Here is an 11,536-nt window from a genome sequence, read left to right on the forward strand (position 1 = left end):
CCGGTCTTCATATGAGCCCCCTCGCGGCAAGGAATTCGGTGGTGTTGAGGAAGGCGCGGCGGCCTTCGGGGGTGGCCTCCCACAGCGGGTCGCCGGGCGCGGTGGCCTCGGCGCGCCAGGCGAGGACCTCCAGCGGGGTGCTGACGTAGTCCTCGCGCGGATCGGCCGGGTGCGGCACGTTCGCGATCAGTACGGTCACGTCCTGCTCGGCGCGCAGGGTCACGCTGCCGCCGGGGCCGGCCGAGCCGGTGAAGTCGAGGGAGCCGTCGTCGAGGACCGCGACGCCCTGGAAGAAGGAGAGCGAGGGCGGGAGGTCGCGGGGTTCGAGGCCGTTCTTGGCGGCGGCCAGCTTGAAGAGTTCGCGGCCGGCGGGGGAGTCGGACTGCGGGGTGCCGTCGCCGTAGCGCCCGGTGTTGCGGGCGAGGGTGGAGGTGCCGCACAGCGCGTCGTGGTGGCCCGAGGTGTCGGCGACGAGGGTGGCCAGGACGCGGCCCTGGTCGGAGAGGAGGAGCCCGCCCTCGCCCAGGTAGGCGTTCCACTGGACCTTGACCGTGTCGGCGACGTTCAGCCGCTCCCAGGGGCGGTCGGCCGCGTACAGGAGCAGATGGGCGCAGGCGTCGCCGCGCAGGTCGGTCAGGCGGAGTTCGGTGCCGCGGGCCAGGACGCGGTGGGTGTAGTTGCCGCCCGCGACCGTCTCGGCCCACACCAGGTGGCCCGCCTCGCAGGGGGGTGCCGGCCAGTCGCCGGCCGGGACGACGGGCATGGCCTCGGCCCTCCTGCCCTCCTGGGCGCGGGCGTGGGCGCGGGCTCCGTAAGTGGTCGCTGTCGCCATCGCGGGGACCTCCGGCTGCGGGGACATCTCGGTCGTACGACATTTCTGTCGCTCGACAGAAATTAGGAGGCGGCCGGGTCGTCGCGATTGCCCGGGTGTTGCCGGTCGGTTACCGAGCCCTCACGAAGATCGCCGGGCGTTTGCCGTGCGGGGCCGTGTGCGAGGATCGAACGCATGGGGACGACAGGTGCACAGGGGGGTCGCCGGGTCGGCAGGCCGCGGGCCGAGCGGCGGCCGGACAGCGGACTGTCCCCGCGTGACGAACTCCTCCGTGCCGCCGCGGAGTTGTTCACCACCCGGGGCTACGCGGCCACCACCACCCGGGCCGTCGCCGAGCGCGCGGGCATGCGGCAGGCGTCCATGTACCACTACGTCTCGGGCAAGGAGGAACTGCTCGCGGACCTCCTGGAGTCCACGGTCACGCCCTCGCTGACCTGCGCCCGGGACCTCCTCGCCGACGACACCGTCCCGGCCGAGGGCCGGCTGTGGGAGCTGTGCCGGACCGACGTCGAGCTGCTCTGTGGCGGCTCGCACAACCTCGGCGGGCTCTATCTGCTGCCCGAGGTGCGCGCCGAGCGTTTCGCCGGCTTCCATGCCGTACGCGCCGAACTCAAGGACGCCTACCGGCAGTTGCTCGCCGCGACCGCCGCCGGCGGGGCGCTCGCCAAGAGCGAGTTGGAGCTGCGCACGGATCTGCTGTTCGGGCTGATCGAGGGTGTCATCCTCGTGCACCGCTCCGACCCCGAGCGCCCGGTGTCCGCCTTCGCGGAGGCCACGGCCGACGCCGCGCTGCGCATCGCCGGAATCTGATCCGGAACCGCGGCCTCACTCCTTACGGTGAGTGATTTTCGTATGCCCGTACGCCGTTACGTGTCGTGTTCGAATGGGTGCGCAGCGTGTAAATGGGCCGAGAGTACTCCTCCTTTGTGTCCCTTTTCAGGGGCTTGCCGAATATGACACGGCGATGATCCGGTCGGACTAAGCTCGCCCGCAGCGCACCGAGTTAGCCTGTATTCGTGCGCTTGTTCCCAAACATGCAAAAGATACAGAAGCTCCCCCCATTCCCCCAGCCGACCTGTCTCAGAGGGCATACATGGTGAGTGTTCAATCGCCTCCCGGTGGCCGTGAACTTCCCTACGCGCGCGTGCTGTTGCTGCCGGCCATAGTGATGGCCGCGGCGACCGGAGCCGCCGTCGCCCTGGTGGCGGGGTCGGCCCGGCTGGCCGTCGGCTGCTGCGGGGCCGTGGCCACGCTCCTGGTGATCGCCACGGCCGCCGAAGCGGTACGTCGCGGGCGCACCCTCCGCGACCAACGCGTTCGACATGACCGTCACGCCGAGTATCTGCAACGGCGGATCGCCGACCAGGACCAGGAGATGGTCCGCTTCGGCGAGGAGATCCTGCCCGCCGCGCTGTACCGGCTCGGCGGCGGAGAATCCCCCGCAGAGGTGATTCGCCAAGTCGTCGACGCCGATCCCGAGTGGCATCAACTTCCCGAACAGCAGCGCCAATTGCTGAGGACCGTACTCGGCATCGTGGAGCGCGAGGAGATCATGCGCGACTCCGCGCAGCGCTCCTTCGTCAGCATCGCCCGGCGCGTTCAGGCCATCGTCCACCAACAGGCCAAGGAACTCCGCGAGATGGAGGAGGATCACGGCCGCAACCCCGAGGTCTTCGACGACCTGCTGCGCATCGACCACGGCACCGCGCTGATCGGCCGGCTCGCCGACTCCATCTCCGTGCTCGGCGGCGGCCGCCCCGGACGCCAGTGGCCCGAACCCGTACCGCTGTACAGCGTGCTGCGCGGCGCGATGTCCCGCATCCTGGAGTACCGGCGCATCTCGCTTGACTCCATCGCCAAGGTCAACGTCCACGGTGTCTCGGTGGAACCGGTCATCCACGCCTGCGCCGAACTCCTCGACAACGCCACCCGCTACTCGCCCCCGCAGACCAAGGTGCACGTCACCGCCGTCGAGGTGCAGACCGGTGTCGCCATCGAGATCGAGGACGGCGGCGTCAGCCTCAGCGAGGAGTCCAGGGCCCGTGCCGAAGGCATGCTGGAGCGGGCCATGGCCGGCACCGACCTCCAGGACCTGGGCGAGACCCCACGCCTGGGCCTCGCCGTCGTGGGCCGCCTCTGCGCGGCGTACAACATGCAGATCTCGCTGCGTGCCTCGGCCTACGGCGGGGTCCGCGCCGTGCTCATCGTGCCGAGCGAGATGCTCACCACCGGCACCGCGCCCGGCCTCGCCCACGGCATCGGCGCCACCGCCCTGCCCAAGGCGGAGCTCGGCGCGGTCGACGGTCCCAAGCGCACGATCAAGCGCCGCCGCCCCACCAGCCCGCGCATCCCGGCCTCGGTGAGCATGGAGGACGACGTCCCCGAGGTCACCGAGTGGACGGCGGGCGGCCTGCCGCAGCGCCGCAGCCGGGTCAAGATCCCGCTTGCCCAGCGCTACGCCGAACAGGCCGCCGCCGAGCGCGCCGAGGCCGCCGCACGCGAGGCCCGCTCCGCCTGGGGGCCGCCCGTGCCCGAGCCGGAGCCCAAGGAAGAACCCGAACCGGGCCTGTGGGTCGAGGCGTTCATGAACGGCCTCAAGGGTGACCCGGACCCGACCGCATTCACCCAGAAGACCGAGCCGGCCCGTGTCGAGGCCGACGACGAGGGGGATCTCAAGTGATCCAGCAGCGAGCCAACTTCGACTGGATGCTCAAGGACCTCGCCGACGGAGTACCCGGTATCCAGCAGATCGTGGTGCTCTCCGCCGACGGCCTGCGCATCGCCCGCTACGGCGGCGACCCGGACGCCGCCGACCGCGTCGCCGCCGCGTGCGCGGGACTGCAGAGCCTGGCGGGTGCCGTCGCCTCCGAGATCCCGAGCAGCGACGGCCGGATGAAGATGGTCATCATCGAGATCAACGGCGGCTACTTCTACCTCATGGCGGCGGGCGCCAACGCCTACCTCGCCGTGCTGTCCGACGTGGTCGCCGAGCCCGGTCTGATGAGCAACCGCATGCGCGACCTCGTGGTCAGAATCGGCGCCCATCTCACCAGCCCGCCGAGGCGCAACGGGCAGACCGTATGACTCCTCCGAAACGCCAGCGGCGACTCCCCCAAGAAGCACCGCCGCCGAAACCCGCCGGCCAACAGAGCGGGAAACAGGGCGAGGGAAAGATCCCGGAGCGGTTGTACGTGCTCACCGGCGCGGCCGAGGACGGCGACCGCGCCGAGCTCGACCTGGTGACGTTAATCGTGGCGCGCGCCGACGCGCCGCAGTCCGCCACACCGGAGCAGGCGGCGCTGCTCCGGCTCTGTATCGCCCCCCTGTCCGTGGCCGAACTGTCGGCCTACCTCAATCTGCCGTACAGCGTGGTGACCGTCCTGCTCACCGGGTTGCTGGCGGCCGAACTGGTGCAGGCGCGCGCCCCGATCGTCCGCCAGGCGCTGCCCGACCGTTCCCTCCTCGAAGCGGTGATGCATGGACTTCAAAAGCTCTGACACCATCACGGGTCCACGGTCCGAGGACCATCTCCCGCACACGGCCCAGGCCGCGGTGAAGATCGTGATCGTCGGTGGCTTCGGGGTCGGCAAGACGACCATGGTCGGTTCGGTCAGCGAGATCAGGCCGCTGACCACCGAGGAGACCATGACGCAGGCCGGCGTCGGAGTCGACGACAACTACGGCTCGGACACCAAGACGGCCACCACCGTCGCCATGGACTTCGGCCGGATCAGCATCACCGACCAGTTGGTGCTGTACCTCTTCGGCACTCCCGGCCAGGAACGCTTCTGGTTCCTGTGGAACGGGCTGTTCGAAGGGGCGCTCGGCGCGGTGGTGCTGATCGACACCCGCCGCCTGGAGGTCAGCTTCGACGTCATAGGGCGGCTGGAGGAGCGCGGGGTGCCGTTCGTGATCGCCGTCAACTCCTTCCCGGACGGCCCGCGTTACCCCGTCGAGGACCTGCGCACGGCGCTCGACCTGTCCCCGGACATCCCGATCATCGAGTGCGACGCGCGGCGCCGCGCCTCCAGCCGGGACGTCCTGATGACGCTGATGCGCTTCCTGCACTCCCTCGCGATGACGGGCTCACTCACCTGACCCGTGTCCGACCCAACTCCCCAGACACCGGACCTATTTCAGTTTCGGAGCGATCAACGTGACTCCTGAACACCACTCCCCGACCAGTACCGACGACACGAGGCTCGATCCACCCCCCGGCTGCCCGGCGCACGGCCTCGGGCTCGGTCCCGGGGGACTGCACCGGCTGTACGGCCCCGAGGCGGCGGACCTCGCGGCCGTGTACGAGCGACTCCGCGCCGAACACGGGGCGGTGGCCCCCGCGTTGCTGCACCAGGACGTGCCGATCTGGGTGGTGCTGGGCCATGGCGAGAACCTGCACATGGTGAGCACCCCCTCGCAGTACTGCCGGGACACCCGGACGTGGACCTCCCTCCAGGACGGCACGATCAAGCCCGACCACCCGCTCATGCCGCACCTCGCCTGGCAGCCCATCGCCTGCTTCGCCGAGGGCGACGAGCATCTGCGGCTGCGCGGCGCGGTCATGGCCGCCATCTCGACCATCGACCACCGGGGCATCCGCCGCTACAGCAACCGCGCGACGCAGCGCCTCGTCAACAAGTTCTGCGAGAAGGGCACGGCCGACCTGGTCAGCCAGTTCTGCGAGTACCTGCCGATGGCGGTGCTGTGCGAGATCGTCGGCATGCCCGAGGAGTACGGCGACCGGATCGTGCACGCCGCGCGCGACCTGCTCAAGGGCACCGAGACCGCCATCGCCAGCAACGACTACATCATGGACGTCCTGATGCGGCTCACCGTGCGCCGCCGGGCCGAACCCCAGGACGACTTCACCAGCCATCTGATCAACCACCCGGCGGGGCTCAGCGACCTGGAGGTCGCCGAGCACCTGCGCGTCGTCCTGGTCGTCGCCTACGAGAGCACCGCCAACCTCCTCGCCAACGTCCTGCGGGTGGTGCTCACCGACCCGGGGTTCCGTGCCCAGCTCAACGGCGGCCAGATGACGGTGCCCGAGGCGGTCGAGCAGTCCCTGTGGGACGAGCCGCCGTTCAGCACCATCCTGGGCTACTTCGCCAAGCAGGACACCGAGTTGGGCGGCCAGCGCATCCGCAAGGGCGACGGCCTCCTCCTGGGCATCGCGCCGGGCAACGTCGACCCGCGCGTCCGTCCCGATCTCGAGGCCAACATGCAGGGCAACCGCTCGCACCTCGCCTTCAGCGGCGGCCCCCACGAGTGCCCGGGCCAGGACATCGGCCGCGCCATCGCGGACGTCGGCGTCGACGCACTGCTGACCCGCGTTCCGGACATCCAACTCGCCTGCCCCGAGGACGAACTGAGCTGGCGTCAGTCCATCTCCAACCGGCACCTGGTGGAGCTGCCGGTGAAGTTCGCGCCGAAGGCCCAACAGGACGTCACGGAGCGGCCCTCCATCAACCCGCTGCCGCGGCAGCGCCCGGACAACTGGCAGATCAGTTCGGAGCAGGCACGGCCCACGGCCCCGGCACCCGCCGTCCCGGCCGACGAGCCCGCACAGGCGTCCACTGCGCCGCCGCTGTCCGAACCGGCCCGCCGGCCGGGCGTGTTCCAGCGCATGCTGCGCTGGTGGCGCGGCGAGTGAGCCGACCGGGTGGGGTCACCCCGCCCACTCCTCGTACGACGGCCAGGCCCGCAGCACCCGCGGGCTGACGAACCGGTGCTCGAGTCCCGTGACCGGATCGGTGAACTCCAGGACACGCGCCAGCAGTTGGAGCGGTCGCCGGAAGTCGCCGGCCGGCACGGGGTCGATGACCACCGGATAGAGGGGATCGCCGAGGATCGGCACCCCCAACGAGCTCATGTGCACCCTCAGTTGGTGGGTCTGCCCGGTACTCGGAGTCAGCCGGTACCGGGCCCGCCCGTCGCGGTGCTCCAGCAACTCGACCCGGCTGACGGCGTTGGGCTCGCCGTCGACCTCGCGGGCCGCCAGGACCCCGCGCTCCTTGACGATCCGGCTGCGCACGGTGCGGGGCAGGACCAGTCCGGGGTCGTACGGCGCCACGGCCTCGTACTCCTTCGCCACCCGCCGGTCGCGGAACAGCGCCTGGTACGTGCCGCGTTCCTCGGGCCGTACGGTGAACAGCACCACCCCGGCCGTCAGCCGGTCCAGTCGGTGTGCCGGGCTCAGCGTCGGGAGGGACAGCCGGCTGCGCAGCCGCGCGAGGGCGGTCTCGGCCACATGGCTGCCGCGCGGTGTGGTGGCCAGGAAGTGCGGTTTGTCGGCCACCACCACGTGGTCGTCCCGGTACAGGACCCGGACCGGAAAGGGCACCCGCTCCTCGTCGGGCAGGTCCCGGTGGAACCACACGAACATGCCCGGCACATAGGCCATGTCCCGCGGCACCGGACGGCCGGTGACGTCCACGATCCGCCCCGCGTCGAGCATGCCGTCGATCACCCCGGCCCCGGCCGCGAGCCGCGCCACCAGATGATCCCGTACGGTCGGCCACGCCTCCCCGGCGGGCAGCCGCACCCGCACCGGATCCACCCCGTCGCGCTGCGGCAGGGGAGAGGGCGGGGGCGGGGTGCGGCGTCTCATCACGATCAAGGGTACGAGGGCCACGGACAGCGGGGCGAGGCGATGCTGCTGACACCGGCCGGTGTCAGCGGTCCCGGCTCACTCGTCGCGGAAGCTCAGCCACTCCATCTCCCCGGTGTACCGAGGAGAACTCCGGCACCAGTAGTAGGAGGACGCGCAGCTCGATCGCAGGTCGTCGACGAATGCGTAGGCCTTCGCCCGGTCGGTCAGGGAGACACCGCGGGCTTCCAGCGAGGACGACAACTGTGCTTCCGCCGCGAGGAAGTCGGCGACGTGCGCGCCCAGCATGGACACCACCGCGGCGACCGCCTCGGCGCGGGAGCAACCGCGTTCACGCTCGACGACGAGCACCATGTTGTGGGGCTCGCCCTGAGCTGCCTCCTTCTCGAACGAGAACAGGTCGTCGACCAGGTTGAGGCACCACACGTTGGCGTCGTACATGGTCCGGAACACCGGATCGACGTGGACCTCGGGTGTCAGTTCGAAACCGCGGAGGCGCTCGGTCATGTCGAGGATGGGAGGCATGTATCCGGACCGGTACCGGATGTCGCGGTACTCCTCGATCGTGGGGAAGTGGTTCTCCGCGATGTTCACGACCTCCGTCAGGAGGGCGTCGAAGACCCGGGTCCAGTTGTCCGCCGCGCGCCTGCGGTAGCGGGCCGACATCCCCTCGCACTGGCGGGCCCAGACATCGGCGAAGAAGTCGACCCGGCCGTCGCCGTTGCCGCCGGCCCCCTCCACGACTCCGGTGAAGGTCTTGATCAGCTTCTCCGCGTCCTGCGCGTTGAGGCCGTCGAAGGCGTCGTCGACCAGGAACAGCCAGGCGAAGAAGTCCAGTCCCAGGTCCAGGTCCTCTCCGTTCGCCTCGGGCCACCAGCCTCCGACTATGTCGGGGCACTTCTGTGCCAGGTAGACCTTCTCCGGCAGGCAGAAGCTCCGCAGTCGCCGCACATGTTCTGGCAGGGCCTGCGCCAGCCTGGGGTTTGTCCGCAGGGCGAACGGAACGTCGAGCTCAAGAGACGGCATGGCGATGTCCCCTCACGATGAGTAGCTGACGGTCTTGAAGTGGGAATCTCCCTGTGGTGCGGAGCATGGGGAGTCCGGAACCGGACAGTGCGGTCACTGGCGCGGCGTCGCGTGTCTGACTCGGCGGCCTCCGGCCGGAGTTGGGCGGTGACACCGCCGCGGAGTGCTCCCGTTTAGTGAACATCCAAATGGATGCACTAACGGTGAAAAGATTGTCTTTCCCGGACAGATTCGCACCTTAATACGGTACAACCGCTCAGGTTCGATCTCCAGAGCCGTTCCTCTGGGACACCGGTGAGGGCTGCCCTAGCATGCATCGTGACAGCACCTCCACGAGCCGGGCTCGGCACTCTTTCATGCCGTCAACTCGCCCTGGCCGCCTTCCATTTCGCACCATGCGGTGGCTTTCGGCTGTCCGAAAGGGCGCGCACCCCCGGCGCATGGAGCGGCCCCGGCGCACGGTAATGGCTCTGTGTCCGCCGGATGTGCGGATGTCCGCACCGCCCAGTGCGCCGTCTGCGCCCGGCCTGTTCAGGGCGGGCGCAGACGGCGGTTCACTGGTGAGGTGGTGCGTCAGGGTGCGGATTCCGCGCCGGAGCGCGGGTGTTGAGCATGCGTCAGCCGGTACAGAGCCCCGGCGCCCAAGGTCGCGGCCAGGAACAGCACGGTGAACCACTGGAAGTACCAGTGCCCGCCCGCCGGGTCGTACACCGCGGCCCGCGGCCACGCCAGGTTGACGGTCATGACCAGGCCGTAGAGCAGGGCCAGGACGTTGACCGGAACGCCCCACCGGCCGAGCGAGAACAGTCGGGCGCCCGTCTCGTCGGTGCCCTCGGTGGTGAACTCGCCGCGCAGACGGCGCAGTAGCAGCGGTCCCGTGACCATCGCGTAGGCCAGGTACAGCATCACGATGCAGGTGGTGCCGATGGCGAGGAAGGCGTCCGGGGAGGCGAAGTTGAGGAGGAGCAGGGCCGCCGCCAGGACACCGACGACCAGGGCGGGTGCGCCGGGCATGCCGGTGCGCGGGTTGACGCGTGCGAGGCGGGCGGAGAAGGGGAGTTGGCCGTCGCGGGCCATCGAGAAGAGCATGCGGCAGGCCGCCGTCTGGATGGCCAGGGTCGCCACCGCGATCGCCACCACCACGTCGGCCAGCAGGGCCTTGCCCACCCCGTCGCCGAGGCTGCTGGTCAGGACGTAGCTGAGTCCGTCGACCCCGAGGTGTCCGTCGGTCAGGCTGGGCGCTGCCAGCAGGCCACCGAGGATGATCAGGCCGCCGAGCAGGCCCGCGGCGCCGAGCGCGGTGAGGATCGTGCGGGGCGCGGTGCGGCGCGGGTTGTGGGTCTCCTCGCTCATCTCGCCCGCGCTGTCGAAGCCGATCATCACGTACGCCGCCGTGAACGAGCCGACCAGCAGCGCGCCGATCAGTCCGCCCTCCGCGCCGCCGCCGGTGTGGAAGGTGATGCCCGGGGTGCGCTTCGAGTGGGTCAGCAGGAGTACGACGATGAGGATCGCGCCGATGATCTCCGCCGTCACTCCGACCCGGTTGATCACGGACATCACGCGGTTGTCGAGGATGTTCACCAGGGTCGTCAGGACCAGCAGGACCACCCCCAGGACCGCCGCGTTGGCCGCGCCGTCCGGGGAGACGGGCGAGGGGTCACCGCCGACGAGCTGGAAGCCGGACCAGATCGCCGGCAGCACCATCTGGAGCGCGAGGGCCGCCGCGGCGACCACCACGATCTGCCCGATCACCATGATCCAGCCGGCGAACCAGCCGAAGGACGGGGTCGACAGGCGCGAGGACCACTGGTAGATCGCGCCCGAGATCGGGTATCGGGCGGCCAGTTCGGCGAAGCAGGCGGCCACCAGCAGCTGGCCGACGAGCACCACCGGCCAGGCCCAGAAGAAGACCGGGCCGCCGAACGCGTACCCGAAGGCGAAGAACTGGAAGACGGTCGTCAGGACGGAGATGAAGGAGAACCCGGCCGCGAACGAGGCGTACCGGCCGAGGCTGCGATGCAGCTCCTGGCGGTAGCCGAACTCCGTGAGGGAGCTGTCGTCGGATGAGTGGGGCGGATCGGGGCGTACGTCGGAGGGGGCGGTCGTGGCCATGCGGCACCTGCCTTCGGCGCGGTATCACGCGAATTCCTGTCGGGTGACAGAAATTAGGGAGGGGCTGTTTCGCCCGCGTCACGCCGCCATGTCCGCGGCGGGCCTAAGTCCTCACGCCCTTGCCCTCGCGGCGGAAACGCGATACATCGTGTGTATTGACGCTCGCCGTGCACTCGCGATATGTTCGGGTACGGATATTCGGATACGAGGTGTGGGTGGAGGTGGTGGTCGCGATGGCGACGAAGCGTCGCAGGCTGAGCAATCCGCTGGCGCTCGCCGTGCTGGTCACCCTCTGGCAGAAGCCCATGCATCCCTACGAGATCGCCCAGACCCTGCGCCGCCAGGGCAAGGACACCAGCACGAAGATCAACTACGGCTCGCTGTACACGGTCGTGCAGAACCTGGAGAAGCACGGCTTCGTCGAGGTCGCCGACACGGAGCGGCAGGGCAACCGCCCCGAGCGCACGGTCTACGGACTGACCGCCGCCGGCCGCGAGGAGATGACCGAGTGGCTCTCCGAGCTGCTGGCCCGCCCGGTCAAGGAGTACCCGATCTTCGAGAGCGCGCTGTCCCTGCTCGGCGCACTGCCCCCCGACGAGGTGACGACCCTCCTGGAGGAGCGGGTGCAGAACCTCGACGTCCAGGCGGCGAGCGAGCGCGGCGCGCTGGAGAAGCTCTACGAATCGGTGCCCCGGCTGTTCCTGGTGGAGGTCGAGTACCAGTTGCACATGATCGAGGCGCAGGCCGCATGGGTCCGCGGCTTCCTGGAGGAGATCAGGAAGGGCTCGATGCCGGGCGTCGAAAGCTGGCGCCACTTCCACGAAACGGGGGAGCTGCCACCGGAGTTCACCTAGCCGAGAAGAACCCCGACCGGGCTGTTGCAGCAGCCCCGCCGGGGTCACGAACCCCGAGCTGACCCGCCGTGCGGCGAAGCCAGGCGATCGAGGTGCGGCACA

Annotated in this window: 11 protein-coding genes; 7 read left to right on the forward strand and 4 right to left on the reverse strand. The window is 69.8% G+C overall.

What is annotated here, in order from left to right:
- Window positions 1–7 precede the first annotated feature (7 nt).
- Complete coding sequence (locus AB0M63_RS32625) at window positions 8–832, reverse strand: urea amidolyase associated protein UAAP1 (RefSeq protein ID WP_355906554.1); 825 nt, start codon at window positions 830–832, stop codon at window positions 8–10.
- Between the two features lie 174 nt (window positions 833–1,006).
- On the opposite strand from AB0M63_RS32625, the gene AB0M63_RS32630 reads away from it, so the two are divergent.
- The 6 genes from AB0M63_RS32630 (at window position 1,007) to AB0M63_RS32655 (ending at window position 6,485) form a co-directional block, all read left to right on the forward strand.
- Window positions 1,007–1,642, forward strand: coding sequence for a helix-turn-helix domain-containing protein (locus AB0M63_RS32630; RefSeq protein WP_366021906.1), 636 nt, complete (start codon window positions 1,007–1,009; stop codon window positions 1,640–1,642).
- 283 nt (window positions 1,643–1,925) lie between these two features.
- Window positions 1,926–3,512 (forward strand): ATP-binding protein, encoded by a 1,587-nt coding sequence (locus tag AB0M63_RS32635; RefSeq protein ID WP_355906561.1) that lies wholly within the window; start codon window positions 1,926–1,928, stop codon window positions 3,510–3,512.
- Entirely contained in the window at window positions 3,509–3,916 is a 408-nt protein-coding gene (locus tag AB0M63_RS32640; protein ID WP_355906564.1) for a roadblock/LC7 domain-containing protein, read from the forward strand. The genes AB0M63_RS32635 and AB0M63_RS32640 overlap by 4 nt, the downstream gene beginning before the upstream one ends.
- Complete coding sequence (locus AB0M63_RS32645) at window positions 3,913–4,329, forward strand: DUF742 domain-containing protein (RefSeq protein ID WP_366021907.1); 417 nt, start codon at window positions 3,913–3,915, stop codon at window positions 4,327–4,329. Before AB0M63_RS32640 ends, AB0M63_RS32645 begins: the two co-directional genes overlap by 4 nt.
- On the forward strand, window positions 4,310–4,930 hold the full coding sequence (locus tag AB0M63_RS32650) for an ATP/GTP-binding protein (RefSeq protein WP_355906570.1): 621 nt from the start codon (window positions 4,310–4,312) through the stop codon (window positions 4,928–4,930). Before AB0M63_RS32645 ends, AB0M63_RS32650 begins: the two co-directional genes overlap by 20 nt.
- Window positions 4,931–4,988: 58 nt before the next feature.
- Window positions 4,989–6,485 (forward strand): cytochrome P450, encoded by a 1,497-nt coding sequence (locus AB0M63_RS32655; protein ID WP_366021908.1) that lies wholly within the window; start codon window positions 4,989–4,991, stop codon window positions 6,483–6,485.
- Between the two features lie 15 nt (window positions 6,486–6,500).
- Here AB0M63_RS32655 and AB0M63_RS32660 read toward each other — a convergent pair whose 3' ends face one another.
- From AB0M63_RS32660 to AB0M63_RS32670, 3 genes are all read right to left on the reverse strand, one after another.
- Window positions 6,501–7,442 carry an RluA family pseudouridine synthase gene (locus AB0M63_RS32660; protein WP_355906576.1) on the reverse strand — a complete coding sequence of 314 codons (942 nt, stop codon included), beginning with the start codon at window positions 7,440–7,442 and terminating at the stop codon, window positions 6,501–6,503.
- 78 nt (window positions 7,443–7,520) lie between these two features.
- A complete protein-coding gene (locus tag AB0M63_RS32665) occupies window positions 7,521–8,468 on the reverse strand; it encodes a terpene synthase family protein (RefSeq protein ID WP_355906579.1) in 948 nt (315 codons plus the stop codon).
- Window positions 8,469–9,041: 573 nt separating this feature from the next.
- The gene (locus AB0M63_RS32670) at window positions 9,042–10,580 is read right to left on the reverse strand and encodes an amino acid permease (protein WP_366021909.1); all 1,539 of its coding nucleotides are present in this window, start codon (window positions 10,578–10,580) and stop codon (window positions 9,042–9,044) included.
- Window positions 10,581–10,813: 233 nt separating this feature from the next.
- Between AB0M63_RS32670 and AB0M63_RS32675 the strand changes: the two genes are divergently transcribed.
- Entirely contained in the window at window positions 10,814–11,434 is a 621-nt protein-coding gene (locus AB0M63_RS32675) for a PadR family transcriptional regulator (RefSeq protein ID WP_355906585.1), read from the forward strand.
- Window positions 11,435–11,536 lie beyond the last annotated feature (102 nt).

Origin of the sequence: Streptomyces sp. NPDC051576, from assembly GCF_040681835.1 — a bacterium.
In the GTDB taxonomy this organism is placed as follows: domain Bacteria; phylum Actinomycetota; class Actinomycetes; order Streptomycetales; family Streptomycetaceae; genus Streptomyces.